At 70.1% G+C, this 18,285-nt stretch carries 19 protein-coding genes; 4 read left to right on the top strand and 15 right to left on the bottom strand.

All coding sequences use genetic code 11. The features are described from left to right. The 4 genes from DOE79_RS02520 to DOE79_RS02505 form a co-directional block, all read right to left on the bottom strand. On the bottom strand, positions 1-834 hold the full coding sequence (locus DOE79_RS02520; RefSeq protein ID WP_066599395.1) for a carbohydrate ABC transporter permease: 834 nt from the start codon (positions 832-834) through the stop codon (positions 1-3). 59 nt (positions 835-893) lie between these two features. After that, a complete protein-coding gene (locus tag DOE79_RS02515) occupies positions 894-1,853 on the bottom strand; it encodes a carbohydrate ABC transporter permease (protein ID WP_120337137.1) in 960 nt (319 codons plus the stop codon). A gap of 5 nt (positions 1,854-1,858) precedes the next feature. Then, entirely contained in the window at positions 1,859-3,193 is a 1,335-nt protein-coding gene (locus DOE79_RS02510; RefSeq protein ID WP_120337136.1) for an extracellular solute-binding protein, read from the bottom strand. A gap of 76 nt (positions 3,194-3,269) precedes the next feature. Continuing rightward, positions 3,270-4,340, bottom strand: a complete 1,071-nt coding sequence (locus tag DOE79_RS02505; RefSeq protein ID WP_120337135.1) for a LacI family DNA-binding transcriptional regulator — start codon at positions 4,338-4,340, stop codon at positions 3,270-3,272. 155 nt (positions 4,341-4,495) lie between these two features. Here DOE79_RS02505 and DOE79_RS02500 point away from each other — a divergent pair, with 155 nt between their 5' ends. Next, positions 4,496-5,977, top strand: coding sequence for a lipase maturation factor family protein (locus DOE79_RS02500; RefSeq protein ID WP_120337134.1), 1,482 nt, complete (start codon positions 4,496-4,498; stop codon positions 5,975-5,977). 3 nt (positions 5,978-5,980) lie between these two features. Here DOE79_RS02500 and DOE79_RS02495 read toward each other — a convergent pair whose 3' ends face one another. The 8 genes from DOE79_RS02495 to idi are packed head-to-tail and all read right to left on the bottom strand — an operon-like array spanning position 5,981 to position 12,094. Next, positions 5,981-6,349, bottom strand: coding sequence for an RNA-binding S4 domain-containing protein (locus tag DOE79_RS02495; protein ID WP_120337133.1), 369 nt, complete (start codon positions 6,347-6,349; stop codon positions 5,981-5,983). A gap of 44 nt (positions 6,350-6,393) precedes the next feature. Continuing rightward, positions 6,394-7,305: a prenyltransferase gene (locus tag DOE79_RS02490; RefSeq protein WP_120337132.1), complete on the bottom strand. Its 912-nt coding sequence runs from the start codon at positions 7,303-7,305 to the stop codon at positions 6,394-6,396. Then, on the bottom strand, positions 7,302-7,652 hold the full coding sequence (locus DOE79_RS02485) for a lycopene cyclase domain-containing protein (RefSeq protein ID WP_120337131.1): 351 nt from the start codon (positions 7,650-7,652) through the stop codon (positions 7,302-7,304). Before DOE79_RS02485 ends, DOE79_RS02490 begins: the two co-directional genes overlap by 4 nt. Next, on the bottom strand, positions 7,649-7,975 hold the full coding sequence (locus DOE79_RS02480) for a lycopene cyclase domain-containing protein (protein ID WP_120337130.1): 327 nt from the start codon (positions 7,973-7,975) through the stop codon (positions 7,649-7,651). Before DOE79_RS02480 ends, DOE79_RS02485 begins: the two co-directional genes overlap by 4 nt. Before the next feature lie 7 nt (positions 7,976-7,982). Then, the gene (gene crtI / locus DOE79_RS02475; RefSeq protein ID WP_120340108.1) at positions 7,983-9,602 is read right to left on the bottom strand and encodes a phytoene desaturase family protein; all 1,620 of its coding nucleotides are present in this window, start codon (positions 9,600-9,602) and stop codon (positions 7,983-7,985) included. Next, positions 9,599-10,507, bottom strand: coding sequence for a phytoene/squalene synthase family protein (locus DOE79_RS02470; RefSeq protein WP_120337129.1), 909 nt, complete (start codon positions 10,505-10,507; stop codon positions 9,599-9,601). Before DOE79_RS02470 ends, crtI begins: the two co-directional genes overlap by 4 nt. Next, positions 10,504-11,550, bottom strand: coding sequence for a polyprenyl synthetase family protein (locus DOE79_RS02465; protein WP_162942570.1), 1,047 nt, complete (start codon positions 11,548-11,550; stop codon positions 10,504-10,506). Before DOE79_RS02465 ends, DOE79_RS02470 begins: the two co-directional genes overlap by 4 nt. Continuing rightward, positions 11,543-12,094, bottom strand: coding sequence for an isopentenyl-diphosphate Delta-isomerase (idi, locus tag DOE79_RS02460; RefSeq protein WP_425455677.1), 552 nt, complete (start codon positions 12,092-12,094; stop codon positions 11,543-11,545). The genes DOE79_RS02465 and idi overlap by 8 nt, the downstream gene beginning before the upstream one ends. 82 nt (positions 12,095-12,176) lie before the next feature. Here idi and DOE79_RS02455 point away from each other — a divergent pair, with 82 nt between their 5' ends. Next, the gene (locus DOE79_RS02455) at positions 12,177-12,839 is read left to right on the top strand and encodes a MarR family winged helix-turn-helix transcriptional regulator (RefSeq protein WP_162942569.1); all 663 of its coding nucleotides are present in this window, start codon (positions 12,177-12,179) and stop codon (positions 12,837-12,839) included. Between the two features lie 28 nt (positions 12,840-12,867). After that, complete coding sequence (locus tag DOE79_RS02450) at positions 12,868-13,395, top strand: adenine phosphoribosyltransferase (RefSeq protein WP_120337125.1); 528 nt, start codon at positions 12,868-12,870, stop codon at positions 13,393-13,395. A gap of 118 nt (positions 13,396-13,513) precedes the next feature. On the opposite strand, the gene deoC is transcribed toward DOE79_RS02450, so the two are convergent. Beyond that, positions 13,514-14,227: a deoxyribose-phosphate aldolase gene (gene deoC / locus DOE79_RS02445; RefSeq protein WP_120337124.1), complete on the bottom strand. Its 714-nt coding sequence runs from the start codon at positions 14,225-14,227 to the stop codon at positions 13,514-13,516. Between the two features lie 111 nt (positions 14,228-14,338). On the opposite strand from deoC, the gene DOE79_RS02440 reads away from it, so the two are divergent. After that, positions 14,339-14,791, top strand: a complete 453-nt coding sequence (locus DOE79_RS02440; protein ID WP_335582791.1) for an NUDIX domain-containing protein — start codon at positions 14,339-14,341, stop codon at positions 14,789-14,791. On the opposite strand, the gene DOE79_RS02435 is transcribed toward DOE79_RS02440, so the two are convergent. Both DOE79_RS02435 and DOE79_RS02430 read right to left on the bottom strand, forming a co-directional pair. After that, positions 14,772-15,638 (bottom strand): DUF1295 domain-containing protein, encoded by an 867-nt coding sequence (locus tag DOE79_RS02435; protein WP_120337123.1) that lies wholly within the window; start codon positions 15,636-15,638, stop codon positions 14,772-14,774. The genes DOE79_RS02440 and DOE79_RS02435 overlap by 20 nt on opposite strands. Beyond that, positions 15,635-18,274 (bottom strand): ATP-dependent DNA ligase, encoded by a 2,640-nt coding sequence (locus DOE79_RS02430; protein WP_120337122.1) that lies wholly within the window; start codon positions 18,272-18,274, stop codon positions 15,635-15,637. The genes DOE79_RS02435 and DOE79_RS02430 overlap by 4 nt, the downstream gene beginning before the upstream one ends. Between the last annotated feature and the right edge of the window lie 11 nt (positions 18,275-18,285).

Genomic DNA, 18,285 nt, shown 5'->3' with positions numbered 1-18,285 from the left:
CTAACCTTTCACGCCCGAGCCGATATTGCTCGAGACGAAGTGACGCTGGAACAGGATGAACAGGAGCACCGCCGGGCCGGCCAGAACACAGGCACCGGCCAGGATGGCTCCGAAGGGGTTGGCCGCCGTGGCGGCGACATTGCTGAGGTAGTTCGCCAGCGAGACGGCGAGCGGTTGCAGCGAGGCTTCCTTGGTGATCAGGAACGGCCAGAGGAACTCGTTCCACGGGCCGATGAAGGTCAACAGCACCACCGTGAGCAGCGCCGGCCGCACGAGCGGCAACGCGATCCGGCGCAGGATCCGCAGCTCCCCGGCGCCGTCGATACGGGCCGCGTCGAAGAGTTCCTTGGGGATCTGCAGGAAGTACTGCCGGAAGATGATCACCGCGGTCGAGTTGATGGCGAACGGCAGGATCATGCCCAGGTAGTTGTCGGCGAGGCCGTAGTCCCTGGCGATCATGACGTAGAGCGGGATCATCAGGAGCTGGAACGGAACCACCTGCACCAGCAGCGCCAGCGCGAAAGTGACTCCGCGGCCGCGCCACTGCAACTGCGCAAGGGCGTACCCGACCAGGACACCGAACACGACGGTACACAGGATCACGCCGCCGGTGAAGATGCCCGAGTTGAGCAGCCCCTGCAGCAGGTTGATCCGGCCGTTGATGTCGGCGTAGTTGTCGAGAGTCAGGTTGGCCGGGTTGGGGAAGGCCCCCGCGATGGTCGGGTCCGGCTTGGTCTGGAGCGATCCGATCACCATGTAGTAGAACGGGAACAGGAACACCAGCGCGCCGACCAGCAGCACGACGCCGCGCAGGATGTTCTGGCCGCGGCTCATCCCGTCCGCCCGGTGGGTACGGTCTGGAGCGTCCGTGACCTTCTCGGTCTGTGTGCGGCTCATGATTCGTCACCCCCGGCGAGCTTGCGTTGGATGAACGCGAGGATGAGGACACCGATCACGAGGATCACTCCGATCGCGGCCGCCGTGTCCGGCGAGCCCTGTTCGATGCCGCGCTGGTACATGATCAGCACGGGGGAGGTGGAGGCGCCGTTCGGGCCGCCGCCGCCGGTGAGCAGGTACGGCTCGGTGAAGAGGTTGGCGCCGGTCACGGTCGACAGCAGCAGCACGAGCACCGTCGCCGGGCGCACACCGGGCACGGTGACCGAGAAGAAGCTGCGGATCTTGCCCGCACCATCCGTCGCCGCGGCCTCGTAGAGCTCCTCTGACACGTTCTGCAGCGCCGCCAGGTAGAGCAGGATGAAGAACCCCAGGCCCTTCCAGGTCACGAAGATGGCGATGGTGGGCATGGCCCACTGCTCGTTGATCAGCCAGGCCGGGTCGGGAGCAAGCGGGCCCAGGATCTGGTTGACCAGCCCGTTGCCACTGAACAGGAAGATCCACACGCCCACGACGGCGACGGATGCGGTGACGTACGGCACGTAGTACGACACCCGCAGGAAGGTGCGGAAACGCACCGCCTTGTTCAGGGCGCTGGCGAGGACCAGGGAGAGAACCACGGTGAGCGGCACGTTGATGAGCAGGAAGATCCCCACGTTGCCGAATGACCGGATGACGGCGGGATCGCTGAGCACCTCCTGGAAGTTGGCCAGCCCCACGAATGGCCGGTCGACCTGGGCGCCGGGGGCGGCGAAGAAGTAATCGTGGAACGACATCCAGAAGGCGAACACCAGAGGATAGGCGAAGACCGCGAGGACGAAGATCAGGTACGGTGCGCTGAGCAGGAGCCCGAACGGGTTCTTACCCAGCCACTGGCGCGGGCGGCGCGGGCGGGCGCCCCCGCCGGGAGGTCTTGCGGGCCTCCCGGCGAGGGGTCGTTTCGGGGTGAGGGTGGACATGATGCCTACGGCTGCGTGATCAGGTCGTTGACCTTGGTGGCCGCGTCATCCAGGGAACCGGCCACATCACCGTCTCCGGTGATCACCGACTTGGTGTACGCGTCACGGAAGGCCTGCCACACGGCGACCGAGTTGGCGACGCTGGGCACCTCGACCGTACGGGACGCCTGGTCACCGAACTGCTGGTACGCGGGGTTGGCCGCGAAGTAGTCCGGGTACACGGTGGTGAGGTCGGCGCGCAGCGGCATCTGGCCGGTCAGTTCGAGAAGTTGGCCGTCCTGCTCCTCGCTGGTGGCGAACTTCAGCACGTCCCAGGCCGTGGCCTGGTTCTCGCAGGCGGTGAACATGCCCACGTTCTTGGCATCGCTGAAGGTGTAGGTCTGGTCGGCGGGGGTGCCGGCACTGGTGGGAACCGGAACGGCACCCCAGTTCACGGCATCCTTGTAGACGGACACCGCCCACGGTCCGACGATCGACATGGCCGCCTGGCCGTCGGCGAACGAGTCACCCTGGTACTGCTCCTTTCCGGCGAGCCCCTCTGAGTACAGGGTCTTCCAGAACTCGGCGACCGCGGCGCCGTCGGCGTCGTTGAAGGTGGCCTCGCCGTCCTCGACGAGCTGCGTGCCGCCGGTCTCGGCCGCGTAGAGCGGGTAGAAGTCGAACCAGCTCTGGAAGAACTGGCTGGTGGGGGCCGGGTAGATGGCGTTGGGTGCTGCGCCGCTGGCGACGAGGGTGCGCGAGGTGGCGAGGAAGTCGTCGTAGGTGGACAGCTGCGGGTTCTCCGGGTCGAGCCCGGCCGCGGCGAACATGTCCTTGTTGTAGAAGATCATGACGGGGTTCGACTTCCAGGGCATCTGGTAGTAATCGCCGTCGGCGTCCTGGTACTGCGACGACGCCTCTCCGGTGCGCTCCTCGATGTAACTGGCGCCGTCCTCGAAGCTGCTCAGATCGACCAGACCACCCTGCTTCTGGAACTGCGGCACCGCGACCGGGGCGGTGTTGAAGACCAGGCAGGGCGCGTTGCCGGCCGTGATGGCGGCTCCGATGACCTCTTCGCTGCTCTTGCCGGCGGGGATCTCCTGGGCCTTGACCTGCTCATCGGGGTGGTCGGCGTTCCAGGCCGAGACCATCTGCTTGCCCCAGGCGATCTCGGTCTCGTTGTTGGAGTACCAGATGGTGATGTCTCCGCGCGAGCCCGAGCCGCCGGAGGAGGCGCCTCCGCTCGAGCAGGCGCCGAGGGCGACGATCATGGCGGCGGAGGTGGCTGCCGCGGCGAGGAACCTGGCGTTGCGCCGCCTGGTCTGGCGGTTCGTGCTGGTGATGCGGGTGCGGGTATGCATGCGATTCTCCATTCATGAATCCGCAGCGGCTCTGCTGCGGCACGGTAGTGCGGGGCATGTCCGGCGGGACACGTCCCTAGTAGGGCGGTGGGGCGGATGCCGATCCCCGCACGATCAGGCGGGCAGCGGGCAGCTCGACATCCTCGGCGCTCCCGGTCCGGATCAGGCCGAGCAGGGTGCTCGCCGCGGCGCGACCCCAGACCATGGGGGTGGCGCCGACGGTGGTCAGTGCCGGGTAGACATAGCGGGCGAACTCGATGTCGTCGAAGCCGGTGATGGACAGGTCGTCGGGGACCCGCACGCCGAGCTCCTGCGCCACACCGATGCCGGCGATGGCCATCGGGTCGTTGGCGAAGACGATGGCTGTGGGTGGTTCGGGCTGGCGCAGCAGTTTCCGGGTGGCGTCCGCACCGGCCGCGATCGAGAAGTCGGTTTCGACGATCTGCCCCTGGCCCAGCCCGGCGGCATGCATGGCCTGCGTGAACGCGTCCCGTCGCCGGCGCCCGTGCAGCATGGCGGGACTGCCGGCGACGTGCGCGATGCGGCGGTGGCCGAGGGTGCTGAGGTGCCGCACCGACTCGGCGATGCCCTGGGTGTCGTCGATGGACACCGAGGGAAACGGGCTGGGCTGGTCCGGCCGGCCCAGGGTCACGGTCGGCAGGCCCAGTTCGGTCAGGCAGGGGATGCGCGCGTCGTCCTGGCGGAGGTCGCTGACGAAGACGCCGTCGACCCGGCCGTCGGCGACGAGGGTGCGGTACGTGGCCAGTTCGGTCTTCTCGTCGGGGACGACGCTGAGCACCAGGGCCAGCCCCTCCGGGGCCAGGATGGTTTCGACGCCGGCGATGAACGAGGTGAAGAACGGGTCGGATCCGAGGACCTCGGGGTCCCTGGCGATGACCAGGCCGAGGGCGAAGGAACGCTGCGAGGAGAGCGAGCGGGCCCGGAGCGACGGTGTCCAGCCGAGCAACCCGGCAACGGAGAGGATGCGGGCCCGGGTCTCGGCGGAGACGCCCGGCCGGTCGTTGAGGGCGAACGACACCAGTCCCTTGCTGACACCGGCCTGGCGGGCGACGTCGGCGATGGTCACCCTGGCCGCGTCCTTCGACGCCGACGTGTCGGATGTGCTGGAATCCGGCTGGGAATCCATGCGGGGCCTCCTCATTGATGGCGTTCCCGGTTCGGCGGGGGATGCCGTACTGAAACTGTGCTGAACCGGTTTAGAGTCAACCTATACCGGTTTAGCCGACGACGTCAAGGGTCTCCTTGTTGCGCCGCACGGGTGCGCCTAGGGTGGGCGGCACCATGAAGTGGTTCGGGACCGGCGACTACGACATCGCCCGCCAGGTGCTGCAGCGAGGGATCGCCGCGATCTTCCTGATCGCGTTCGTTTCGGCGCTCGCCCAGTTCCCGGCCCTGTTGGGCGAGAACGGTCTGCTGCCGGTGCGCCGGTTCACCCAGGTGGTGAGCATGCGGCGGGCGCCCAGCCTCTTCCAGTGGCGGTACTCAGACAGGTTGCTGCGCCTGGTGGCCTGGTGGTGCGTCCTGCTGGCCGCGTCGGTGGTCCTCGGCCTGCCGCAGGCCGGTCCGGCCTGGCTGCCGATGCTCGTGTTCCTGGTGCTCTTCGGGGCCTACCTGTCGATCGTCAACGTGGGGCAGACGTTCTATGCCTTCGGCTGGGAGAGCCTCCTGGTCGAGGCGGGCTTCATCGTCGCGTTCCTCGGCTCCGATGCCGTGGCCACGCCGCTGCCGATCCTGCTCTTCCTGCGCTGGCTGGTGTTCCGGCTCGAGTTCGGCGCCGGGCTGATCAAGATCCGCGGTGGCCGGGAGTGGCGCGATCTCACCGCACTGTTCTACCACCACGAGACCCAACCGATGCCCAATCCGGTCAGCTGGTTCGTGCACCACCTGCCCCGGTGGTTCCACCGCGGGGAGGTGCTGGGCAACCACGCCGTTCAACTCCTGCTGCCGTTCTTGCTCTTCGCCCCGCAGCCCGTGGCGTCTATCGCCGCGGGCATCATCGTGCTCAGCCAGCTCTGGCTGGTGCTCACCGGCAATTTCGCCTGGCTGAACTGGATCACGATAGTTCTGGCCGCATCGGCCGTCGACGACGCGTCGTTCCGCTGGCTCGGCGGATGGGTCGTGCCGGCCCTGCGGGACCCCGCACAGATGGAGGCGCCGGGGGAGCAACCCGTCTGGTTCGTCGTGGTGGTGCTGGCCGTGACCGCCCTGCTGCTGGTGCTCAGCTACTGGCCGGCCCGCAACCTGCTCCGGCGACGGCAGCTCATGAACGCGAGCTTCAATCCCTTCCACCTGGTGAACGCCTACGGGGCCTTCGGCACGGTCACCAAGGAACGCTTCGAGGTGGTCGTCGAGGGCAGCGCCGACGAGGGTCCCCGCTCCGAGGACGGGTGGCTGGCCTACGAGTTCCGCGGCAAGCCCGGCGCCGTCGGCCGGCTGCCCGGCCAGTTCGCCCCGTACCACCTGCGGTTGGACTGGCTGATGTGGTTCCTGGCCCTCGGCGCCCGCGACACCCGCTGGTTCGAGGTCTTCCTGGCCCGCCTGCTGCAGGGCGACCGGGCCACCCTGCGTCTCCTGGCCGGCAACCCGTTCCCGGACGGCCCGCCGCGCTTCGTGCGGGCGAGGGTGTTCCGTTACCGGTTCAGCACCCCGGCCGAGCGCCGTGCCGGGCACGTGTGGTGGGTGCGTACTGAGGCCGGCGTGCTGGTGCCGCCGGTGACCCTTCCTCCCCAGGCTCCACCCCCGGCCCCGCCGCCGCACGGCTAGCGATCAGTAGCCGCGCAGCTCTTCGATGTCGCGGCGCTCGCGCTTGGTGGGCCGGCCCGCTCCGCGGTCGCGCATCGGCACCAGGGCCACCTCCTCGCGCGGCGGGGGCGGCGGGGTGTTGTCCACGAAGCACACCGCGGCCACGCTCGGGCCCACGCGCTTGACGATGATCTTCGACACCACGAGCACCCGGTCGAACCCGTTGGAGCGGATGCGCACCTCGTCGCCCGGTTTCACGGCCTGAGCGGACTTGGCCCGCTCGCCGTTCACCCGCACATGCCCGGCCCGGCACGCCGCGGTGGCCTGGGAGCGGGTCTTGTACATCCGCACCGCCCAGGCCCAGCTGTCGACGCGGGCGCTCTGCAGTTCCATGCCTCGACTCTACGCGGCGGCAGCGGGCGGAGGGCGCCGCAGCGTCAGCGCACCACGACCCAGAGGATCAGCAGCATGGTCACCAGGAAGCCCGTGAAGAAGTTCAACCTGAGGAACCGCTTCCAGCCGTTGTTCGCTCGCTCGGAATCGGCGTCGCTGATCGACCGGTACGGCCACGCGGCGAGCACATAGGGGATCACGAGCAGTGCCGCGAGCGGCCCCGGCCAGTCCGTCACGAGCATCAACAGGCCCGCCAGCACCCAGAAGACGATCGCCAGACGCACGGTCTGGGCGGCGCCGAAGGCCGTGGCGATGGAACTGATGCCGCCCTGGCGGTCGGGTTCGACATCCTGCACGGCGCCGAAGGCGTGGCTGGCGATGCCCCAGAAGAAGAACGCCGTGAGCAGTGCCACGAGGTCCGGGGTGACCAGTGCCCCGGCCACCGCGAGGCCGTACACGGCCGGGCTCACGAAGTGGATGCTCGACGTCACCGAGTCCAGCACCGGGCGTTCCTTGAACCGCAGGCCGGGGGCCGAGTAGGCGACCACTGCGAACAGGCTGAGCGCCAGCACCACCCACGACCAGGGGTTCACGCCGGCGAGCAGCACCATGACGATCAGCACCGGCAGGGCGGTGGCGACGCCGGAGACCAGCACGATGCGGTGCAGGCTCCGGTCGAGCATGGCGCCCTCGACGCCGCCCTTGCGGGGGTTGCGCAGATCGGACTCGTAGTCGAAGACATCGTTGATGCCGTACATGAGCAGGTTGTACGGAATGAGGAAGAACAGGGTCCCCACCACGAGTAGGGCGTCGACCCGTCCGGTGCTGACGATGTACGCGGCCGCGAAGGGAAAAGCCGTGTTGATCCAGCTGAGCGGACGCGATGAGAGCAGCACCTGGCGCACGGTGTGGCCGAGGCCCGTGGTCGGTCGTGGTCGGGGTACCGATTCGGTCATTGTCTGCCTTCCGATCGCGACGAACTCCGGCCCCTCGGGCTCCGCCGCATGTCACCGCCGAGCAGCGACCAGGCCGCGGGCAGCAGGAGCGCCGCCGCCACGGGGTAGGCGAAGTCCTCCAGGGGAGCGATCCCCACGAAGAATCCGGAGATCAGGTCCGGGTCGTAGTCGACCAGTCCCACTCCGATCATGATGTTATCGAACACCGCGGTGAGCAGGAGCACGGCCACCAGGGCGAGTCCCGCCGCCGGAAGAAGCCGGCGGTACCCCGGCCGGCGCAGGTACGCCGCGGCGGCCACGATGAGGGCCAGCCCGAGGAAGACGATATTGAGCAGGGTGTAGGTCACGCGGTGCGCCTCGTCTCCAACAGCGTCCGCACGCCCTGCAAGGCATTCATGAACAGGTAGCAGAGGAAGGTCAGGAAGAAGAACTCCTCGACGGGCAGCTCGGGCGCCAGCTGCAGCCCGGTCATGAAGTCGGTCTCGCCGCGGTAGAAGATGCCGGCGCCGATGCCCCAGAGGTCCCAGGCCAGGAAGAAGGCGACCCCGATGGCCAGGACGGCGGCCGCGACCAGGGGCGCGCGCCAGAAGAACAGCCCGAACCTCCGGTCGAGCACGACCATGCCGGTCAATGAGACGAGCAGGGCCAGCAGGTACAGCACACCCGGCATCGAGGTGTCACCGCACCCTGGCGCCGGCCGGACCGCTCGGCAGCGGCTCGGGCAGCGGACCTGTGCTCACGTCACCTCGGATGCGTTTGAGAAGGATCTCGGCGCTGATCAGGCACATCGGCAGGCCGATGCCCGGGATGGTGCTGCCGCCGGCGTAGTAGAGGCCGTCGATGTGCCGGGACACATTGGTGCCGCGGAAGAACGCGCTCTGCTTGAGCGTGTGCGCGGGGCCCAGGGCCCCGCCCTTCCAGGAGTTGAGGTCGTCGGCGAAGTCGGCCGGACCGATCGTGCGGCGCACCACGATGCGCTCGGCCAGGTCGGGGATGCCGGCCCACTCGGCGAGCTGGCCGATCGCGGCGTCCGCGATGCCCTCGACGGTGTCGGAGCCGGCGCCGTCCACGCCGCCATGGCCGAGGCCGGTGTCGGCGGGCACGGGGATCAGCAGGAACAGGTTGCTGGCGCCGTCCGGGGCGACCCCGGGGTCGGTGGCGCTGGGCATGCAGGCGTAGAACGATGCGGGGTTGGGCACGGAGGTCTCTGCGCCGAAGATCCGGTCGAAGTTGTCGGCCCAGTCCGTCGTGAAGAACAGGGTGTGGTGGGTCAGCTTGGGCAGTTCGCCCGTCACGCCGAGTAGCACGAGCACCGCGCCGGGGCCCGAGGTGCGCTTCTGCCACCAGCGTTCGGGGTAGGTCTGCTTGGCCGGCTCCACGAGCTCGGTCTCGGTGTGGTGCAGGTCGGCGGCGGAGACGACGATGTCGGCGTCCAGCGTCACGGTCTCACCGGCGGCGTTGGTGTAGCGCACGCCCTCGACGGCGGCCTTGGCTCCGCGTCCGGTCGGGGTGGCGCCCGAACGGATGGCCTGGACCCGGGCGCCGGTCTCGATGGTGACGCCTTGGGCGCGTGCGAGGTCTGCGATGCTGTCGATCAGGCGGGTGAAACCGCCCTGCGGGTACAGCACTCCGTCGGCCAGGTCGAGGTGGCTCATCAGGTGGTACATCGACGGGGTTCGGTCGGGCGAGGAGCCGAGGAACACGGCTGGATAGCCGAGGATCTGCCGGATCCTGGGGTCGCGGAAGTAGCCGGCCACGAACTTGTCGAGCGGCTGCAGCAGCAGCCGGCCGAGCCGGCCCATCCGGGAGAGCACATCGCGCACCAGCAGGGGCTTGAACGAGGCGAAGCTGGTGTACAGGAACCTGTCCACGGCCATGTCGTAGGTCTCGCGCGCCGAGGCGAGGTAGGTCTCCAGCGAGGCGCCGGCGCCGGGCTCCAGGCTCTCGAAGAGCCTGATGTTGTCGGCGCGGTCGGCGCGCACGTCCACGGGATCGGCGTCGGACTCGAAGTAGACCCGGTAGCCGGGATCGAGGCGGGTGAGCTCGAGCTGTTCGGCCGCGCTCGTGCCCATCAGGCGGTAGAAGTGCTCGAACACCTGCGGCATGAGGTACCAGGACGGCCCGGTCTCGAACCTGAACCCGTCGGTCTCCCAGAACCCGGCCCGGCCGCCGAGGGTGTCGTGCGCCTCGAGCAGTGTGACCTCGTGGCCCTCCTTTGCCAGCAGGGCGGCGCTGGCCAGTCCGGCGATACCGCCGCCGATCACGACGGTGCGGGTGTGTGCGGCCGGGCGGTTCATCGGCGCCATGCCTGTGGGCCGAGCGAGGACGACAGGGCGATCATCAGTTTCTCCGGATCCGGCACTCGCACGCGGGTGCTCATCAATTCGTGGGCGGGGGTCTCCCGCAGTCTCGCAGACAGCCTGGCGAACAGGTGGTGGGCGGCCGTGACGGCGCGTCGGCTGCCGGTCGGCAGCAGCGGCAGGACCCGCTCGGCGGCCTCGAGGTCGGCGTCCATATCGTCGAGCAGCAGGTGTTTCTGCGGGTCGGTGAGCCGGGCCAGGTCGATTCCGGGGAAGTAGTTCCGGCCGAGGGCGTCGCGATCGGCGGCGAGGTCGCGGAGGAAGTTGACCTTCTGGAAGGCCGCGCCGAGGCTGCGGGCACCGTGCACCAGCTCGGCCTGCTCAGCGGGGCTGCGCGGGGAGTCCTGCAGGAAGCTCTGCAGGCACATCAGGCCCACGACCTCCGCAGAGCCGTAGATGTACTCGGCGACGCTCGCGGCAGTGAAGGGCGCCGGGTCGAGGTCGCGGCGCATCGACGCGAAGAACGGGCGGGTGAGGGCGGGCTCGATCTCCACCCGGCGGGCAGTGAGGGCGAAAGCGTGCACGACCAGGTTGGTGCTGAAGCCCCGGGACATGGCCCGCTCGGTCTCCTGCTCCAGGTCGTCCAGCAATTCCCGCTGGCCGGCCAGGTCGATGCCGGCCTCGGCGGCGGCGCCGTCGACGATCTCGTCGGCGATCCGCACGAGAGCGTAGATGGTGCGCACATCCTCGCGCACACCGGGGGCCAGGAGGCGGGCGGCGAGTCCGAACGACGTCGAGTAGTGCCCGATGACCGTGGCGGAACTGGCGAGGGCGGCGGCGTTGTAGGTGCCGAGAGTGGTGGGTAGGGCGCTGGTTTGGGGCCCCGCGGTGTCGCGGCTCATTTGCGGCGGGTCACGGCGCTGCGCGCCAGCTGGGTCAGGGTACTGCGCAGATCCTCGGGCATGAGGGGCACGGCGAGGGCCTCCACGGCGCGGCCGGCGTACTCGCGGGCCAGCGCATCCGCGGTCTCGAGAGCACCGCACTCGCGCAGATGCGTGCGCACGGACTCGGCCTCGGGTTCGGTCAGATCGTCCTTGCCCAGGAACGGCGCGATCAGGGGCCACCGGTCGGTGGCGCCGGCGTGCGCGATCAGGGCGGTCTGCTTGCCTTCCCGCAGGTCGGCGAGCACGCTCTTACCCGTGGTGTCCGGATCGCCGAACACACCGAGCAGGTCGTCGGTGAGCTGGAAGGCCACGCCGATCAGACGACCGAACCGGCCCAGGGCGTCGATGGCCTCCTCCGGTGCGCCGGCCAGCACGGCGCCGGCCTGCAACGGGGCTTCGAACGAGTAGATCGCCGTCTTGTGCTCGAGGGTCGCGATGACCTGCTCGATCGTGAGCGGCACGCGGCTGACCGTGTTGGTCACATCCGCCAGCTCGCCCGCGGCCGACACGAACACGGCCCGGTCGAGGAGGTCGAGCAGGCGGGCGCGCATGGTGGTCTCCACCGGGAGCAGGGCGAGGGCGCGGTGGGCCTCGCTCAGGGCCAGGTCGCCGGCCAGGATGGCGGCGGTCGCGGCCCAGGCCTCGGCCTGGCCGGTGCCCGCACCGTGCGCAATCGCACGCTCGGTGAACCGGCCGGCGATGTTGGCCATGCCGCGGCGGGAGAGGTCGCGGTCGATCACGTCGTCGTGGATCAGGAAGGCCGTGTGCAGCAGTTCGAAACTGACCGCGACGGGGGTGGACAGGGTGTGGTCGGTGCCGCCGAAGCCGTCGTACGCGGCCAAGACGAGTGCCGGGCGTACTCGCTTGCCGCCGCGGCTGGCCAGGTCGAGGGAATCCCAGAGGGCGACGTAGTGCTCGCCGTAGTCACTGGCACGCAGCCGCGCGGCGGCGAAGAAGCGGTGCAGCTCGGTCTCGACGCCCAGCGTCGCGATCTCATGCACCGAAGGTCTCCAATTCGCGCATCTGCAGGACCATCCAGGGGCTGAAGGCGAAGGGGCTGGCCAGGACGGAACGGCGCAGCACCTCAGGGTCGGTCCAGGTGTATTCCATCACCTCGTCCGGGTTGGCGGTCGGGTCGCCCACAGCGCGGGCCAGGTAGACCGGGCAGACCTCGTTCTCGACGATGCCGCTGCTGTCGGTGGCGCGGTACCGGAACAGGGGGAGGGCAAGCTCGATGTCTTCGATTTGGAGGCCGAGCTCGAACTCGGCGCGGCGGTGCACGGCATCCAGGAGGGGCTCGGCGGGGGCAGGGTGGCCGCAGAACGAGTTCGTCCAGACGCCGGGCCAGGTCTTCTTCCCCAGGGCCCTGCGGGTCAGCAGAACCTCGCCGCGATCGTTGAAGACGTAGCAGGAGAAGGCCAGGTGCAGCGAGGTGTCGGCTCCGTGCACGCTGCTCTTGGGGGCGATGCCGATCTCAAGTCCGTCCTCATCGAGCAGCACGACCCAATCTTCCACCCGGTCCATGGTGTTTTCTGCTGTGTGCATCACTGGGCTCCCTCTCGTGCAGCCAAGATACCCGAAAAAGTACCTAACCGAGTTAGCGATATTCGAGGCTAGCATGGTGGCTATGCCCGCAGACGCCCAACCTGCCGGGGACGTGGAGGCCGGCCGCTCAGGCGGCTTCTGGTACCCGGTTTCCGGCGGTGCTCCTTTGAGTGCCGTTGACGTCCTGCGCGCCGTGCGCCGCTTCCGTGCTGCCGATCTGGCCATGCGCAATCGGGTCCGCTCGGGCATGGACATGCACCACACCGACCTCGTCGCGGTCCGGCACCTGATCGCGGCGGAGGAGCGGGGCGAGTCCGTCGGGCCCACCGACCTGAGCAGGTACCTCGGCATCTCCTCCGCCGCGACGGCCAAACTGCTCACCCGGTTGGAGTCGGCCGGCCGGCTCCGCCGCGAACCGCATCCGAGCGACCGGCGGGCGCAGGTGCTGCACGCCACCGGCGCCGCCCACGACGAGGTGCGCCTGGCCCTCGGGGCGGCGCACCAGCGGATGCTCGCCGCCGCCGAGAAGCTCAGCGCGTCGGAGCAGCTCGCGGTGGTGAGGTTCCTCGACGAGCTCAGCGGAGCCATGGACGAGCCGGTCGAGCCGGTCGAGCCGGTCGAGCCGGTCGAGCCGACCGAGCAGCCCGGGCCGCGCGAGCCGACGGCCGACGGCGGGTCGGGTGGGCAGGAACGGCCCGGCCCCGTCGCACCCGGGACCTCAGGCCCGGCCGCGCAGCAGGGGTGACCCTGACGGCGACGGTACCCTGGAGTACGTGATCGTTCCCGCAGCCCAGCACGTGCACACCCTTCTCGCCTCCTACCCCGACTTCCCGCTTCCCGGCATCCTGTTCCGAGACCTCAATCCGGTCTTCGCGGATGCGGTGGCGTTCCGGTCCATCATCGACGAACTGGCCGAGCGCTACCGGGGCTCCTTTGACGCCGTGGCCGGCATCGAGGCGCGCGGCTTCCTGCTCGCGGCCGGCATCGGGTATGCCGCCCAGTGCGCCGTGCTGGCGGTGCGGAAGGGCGGGAAGCTGCCGGGCACCGTGCTGACCGAGGAATACGACCTCGAGTACGGCTCGGCCCGGCTGGAGCTGGAGGTCGGGCAGTTGCCGGCCGGCTCCCGTGTGCTGATCGTGGACGACGTGCTCGCCACCGGCGGCACCGTCGCCGCCACCGCGCGCCTGATCGAGCGGGCCGGGTACCTCACGGTCGGGGTGGGCGTGGTGCTCGAGCTGGCCGAACTTGACGGCCGCGGCCGCATCGGCGACGTGCCGGTGCACACCATCGTGTCGGTTTAGCCTCTTCTGCACCCGCTCTGTACCCGGTTCTGCACCCGGTGCGGACAACAGCACCCGGCAGACCGGGGGCAGTTGTCCGCGCGGGCGACAGAAGGCCCGCTGGTTCGGCCCTGGAGCCTCAGTACGCGGCGGGGTTGGCCGGGGCTTCGACCACGGCGCCGGAGAGCACGGCCGTGCTGCCGGAGACGCCGAGGCGGGTGGCGCCGGCCTCGATCATGGCCAGCGCGTCCGCGTGGCTGCGCACTCCGCCGGAGGCCTTGACGCCCACAGCGTCGCCCACGGTCTGGCGCATCAGGCGCACGGCGTGCACGGTGGCGCCGCCGGTGGGGTGGAAACCGGTGGAGGTCTTGACGAAGTCGGCACCGGCGGCAACGGCCGCGCGGCAGGCGCCGACGATCTCGTCGTCGGTGAGGGCGGCGGATTCGATGATGACCTTGAGCACCAGGGGGGCCGGGATCTCGGCGCGCACGGCACTGATGTCGGCTTCGATCAGGTCGAACCGGCCGGCCTTGGCGGCACCGATGTCGATCACCATGTCCACCTCGTCGGTGCCCTGGGCCACGGCCAGTGCGGCCTCGGCGGCCTTGATCGCCGACGCGTGCTTCCCGCTCGGGAACCCGCACACCACGGCGACCTTGAGGTCGGCATCCGCGGGCAGGGTGAGCGGCAGCATCGACGGCGACACGCACACGGAGTAGACGCCGAGCTCGACGGCCTCGGCGATGAGGGCGGCCACGTCGGCCTGGGTGGCTTCGGGCTTGAGCAGGGTGTGGTCGATGTAGCGGGCCAGTGCTGCGGCGTCGAGGGCGCTGGCGGGGGTGGAAGAGGTCATGCTCGTCAAGTCCTTTGGGAGGGGCGGGAAGGTCGCCGCCGGGCTCGATCTTACCCGGCCCGGCAGAACGGGCCCCGGCCGGTGCGGCATGCTTAAGCGATGAGCGGCAGCGTGAGTGCACACAGCGGGGACGCCTGGGTCTTCGGCCCGGACGGTTCCCGGTTCTGGGGACGGTACGGCGCGGCCGGATTGCTCGTGCACCATGCCGAGCGAGGGGTGCTCCTGCAGCACCGGGCCGTGTGGAGCCATCACGGTGACACCTGGGGTGTCCCAGGCGGAGCACGGCACGAGAACGAGAGCGCACTCGACGCCGCGATCCGGGAGGCCGGGGAAGAGGCCGGCGTGCCGGCGCACCTGCTCCGGTTCAGCTTCAGCTCGGTGGTCGACCTCGGATTCTGGTCCTATACGACAGTGGTGGTGGAGGCTCTTGAGGCCTTCGACGCGGTCATCAGCGACTCCGAGAGCATCGCGTTGCGCTGGGTGCCGCCGGCCGACGTCGACCTGCTGCCGCTGCATCCGGGCTTCGCCGCCAGCTGGCCCGCACTCAGGGCGCGTCTGGCCTGAACGGGTCCTCGGCGCCCGGCACGCGGATGTCCGCGGGGCGCCTGGGTAACCACGGCACCAGGGGCCACACCTCGCGCCGGTAGGCCGTGTAGCCGGGATGCCGCGCCATCGAGATGCTCTCGGTGAGGGCGATCGAGCCGACGAAGAGCAGGGTCAGCAGCACCGCCCCCAGCGTGCCTTGCTGCAGGAGCGTGCCCGCGGCGAGGGCGCCGAAAGCGGCGACGGTCCACCACTGGGCGATCTCGAAGAAGTAGTTCGGATGGCGGGAGAAGCGGAACAGCCCACTCCGCAGGAAGCCCGGATCCGCCGCGCCCTGGGCCGCGAGCCTGCGCCGCTCCTGCTGGAACCGCCACTGCTGCTGATCGGCCACGCTCTCGCCGGCCAGGAAGGCCAGGAACAGGGCCGTCGCCGCGAGCTCAGGGAGACCGAACCGGCCCGGATGCTGCAGCACGATCCAGCCGGGTAGGGCGATCATGAGCAGCAGGAGGTTCTGGGTCACCGAGATGAAGACCAGGTTGACGACGGCGAAGCGGCGCGGCGACATCCGCCGGCGCAGTTCGGCCCAACGGTAATCCTCGCCGCCGGGCCGGTAGCCGCCCTTGCGCGCGAAGTTCAGGGTGAGCCGCACGCCCCACAGGGTGCCCAGCGCGGCCAGGACGAGCAGGCGCGCATCAGGCGGGTCGGCGGCGAGGGCGAAGATCCAGAGATAGACGGCCGGCAGGATGGACCAGGCCCTGTCGACCCAGGAGTAGTCGCGGGTGGCCAGCGACAGCAGCCATGCGGCAGCCGAGGCCAGCCCCGCGATCACCAGGCAGATGAGCAGGGCGGATGCGGCCGCTTCGGTCATCGGGAATCACCCGCCTCGGCCACGGCGGCCTCCCGCACCGCATCCTCCCGCACCGCTTCTTCCCGCACCACATCGGCGGGGTCCTTGTCGGCCCGCAGCCCTCGCCAGCTGGGGTGGCGCAGCCGGCCGGCCGGGGTCCAGGCCGAGAAGTCCACCTCGCCGACCAGGACCGGCTGCACCCAGACGGCGTCGGTCGCGTCGGCCGCCGGTACGTCCTCGAACGGGGTGTCCGTCGTCGAAAGCTCGTCGAGGCGCCGTCGGAGAGCGGTGAGGTCCCGGTCGCGGAAACCCGTGCCGACCCGTCCGGCGTAGAGCAGTCGCCGGGGTGCGCCCGGGGCAGCGTCGGGCCCGGCCGGCGCGGGTATCCCCACCAGGAGCGAGCCCAGGGTCGAGGAGCGATGGCCGGCGCCGGGCCGCCAGCCGCCGATGACGACCTCCTGGCTGGTCACATGCTTGATCTTCACCCAGCGGTCGGCGCGGCGGCCGGTGAGGTAACCGCTGCGGGTGTCCTTGGCGATGATGCCCTCCAGGCCCAGCCGGGAGCTGGTGGCGAGCACCGTGGCCGCATCCTGGTCGTCGAACGTCGGCGGCACCTGAACGGTGCCTGTTCCCCGCACCCACCGTTCAAGGGCCTGCCGGCGCTCGGCATAGGGCAGCTCGACGAGGGGGCGCCAGTCGTGCTCGAGGAGGTCGAAGGCGAAGTAGTGCACCGGGGCGCCCTGTCGGGCCCGGCGCACATCGGTCGGGTCGGTGAGCCCGAGCCGGGTCTGCAACAGGGAGAAGTCGGGCCGGTTGTGACGGTCCAGCGCGACGACCTCGCCGTCCAGCACGGCGGCCCGGCCGGCCAGGGCCGCGCGCAGGTCATCGACGAGTTCGGGGAACGCGGCGGTGACGTCGTTGCCGTTGCGGGTGAGGAAACGCACGGCTCCGTCGGCGCCGGCTCCGACGGTGGCGATCATGCGGATGCCGTCCCATTTCATCTCGTACGCCCAGTCGGTCTCGGCCGAGAGGTCGCGCAGGGTGCCAGGCCGGGCGAGCATGGGGGAGTAGGCCGCGGCGCGAAGTGGGGCGCTGGTGACGCGGGCGTCCTGGGCAGAGCCGACCTGGCCGGCGCCGGGTGTCTCCGCGGTCGGCGGGCGCCGGGGCTTCATGAGGTGGATCAACCAGTTGCGGGAGCCGGCGCCCCCGGTGCGGATGAGCGCGAAGGTGCGCCCGGACTCGTCCCCACCCGCCGTGAGCGGGCCGCCGGGACTGCCGTGCAGGGTCACGATGATCTCGTCGTCCCGCCATTTCTCCGCGCTGTATTCGCCCCGGTCCCAGATCGACATCGTCCCGGCGCCGTATTCCCCGGCCGGAATGTCACCCTCGAACCCGAGGTACTCGAGCGGGTGGTCCTCGGTCTGCACGGCCAGGTGGTTGTGGGTGGGGTCGGTGGGCACTCCCTTGGGCAGTGCCCAGGAGGCCAGCACGCCCTCGTGCTCCAGGCGCAGATCGAAGTGCAGGGCCCTGGCGTGGTGTTCCTGGACTACGAAGGCGGCTCCGCCGGCGGCCGGGGAGGCGTCAGGCGTGCTCTCCGGCATGGGTTCGGGCGTGCGCCGGGCGTCCCTCTTGCTCCGGTAGGTGTGCAGGCGGTCCTCGTCCGGCCCGGCGGCGGCCCCGGAGGCCGGCACCGGGCTTGCAGCGGCGCCGGCGCGCGCCTCGGCGGCGTCGGCCACGGCCGCCAGCGGGTCCGGCGCCCTGGAGAGCCGTTTGAGCACCTGGTGGTAGTCCAGCTGCTCCAGCCCCGGTGCCTCCAGCTCGCGCCAGGTGCGCGGAGCCGCCACGAACGGCCGCAGCAGGCCGCGCAGGCTGTACGGCGCGATAGTGGTCTTGGCCGCGCTGTTCTGGCTCCAGTCCACGAAGACCTTGCCCGGTCGCATCGACCGGGTCATGGCGCTGAGCACCTCGTCCGGATGGTCGGCTTCGAGCGCCCGGGCCAGCTCCCTGGCCACCTGGCTCACCTGCTCCGAACTGTGCCGGCCGTCCAACGCCGCATAGAGATGGATGCCCTTGCTCCCGCTCGTCACGGGCCGGGCGTCCAGACCCATGTCCAGCAGCAGCGCCCGCGCCCAGCGCGCCACCTCGGCACAGTCGGCCAGGCCCACGCCCTCGCCGGGGTCGAGGTCGAGCACCAGCCGGTCCGGAGGGCTCTGCGCGCCCCGGGCGTCGAACCGCCACTGCGGAACATGGATCTCGAGGGTGCCGATCTGCGCCAGCCAGGTGAGCGTGGCCAGATCGTTCACGAGCGGATACACGGTGCGACGCTCCTTGTGCTCCAGTTCCCGGCGTTCCACCCATTCCGGAGTGCCGTCGCCCAGGTTCTTCTGGAAGAACACCTGGCCGGGCTCGGCGGCGGTACCCACTCCGTGCACCCAGCGCTTGCGGGTGGCCGGGCGGTCCCTGGCGTGCCGGATGAGGGCATCCGCCACGGCCGCGTAGTAGCCGAGGACGTCGGCCTTGGTGGTGCCGGTGGCCGGGTACATCACCTTCTCGAGATTGGTCAGGGTGACCCGGCGACCGTCCACCGTCACGACCTCGCGGTGCGCGCCGCCGGCGCCCGCCGTGGAGTTCCCCGCACCCTCCGCACCAGCTGTCATGAGGCCAGCTT

It is taken from the genome of Cryobacterium soli, assembly GCF_003611035.1.
Lineage (GTDB): Bacteria > Actinomycetota > Actinomycetes > Actinomycetales > Microbacteriaceae > Cryobacterium > Cryobacterium soli.
The sequence above is the reverse complement of the archived record's forward strand: the minus strand, read 5'-3'. Positions and strand labels throughout refer to the sequence as shown.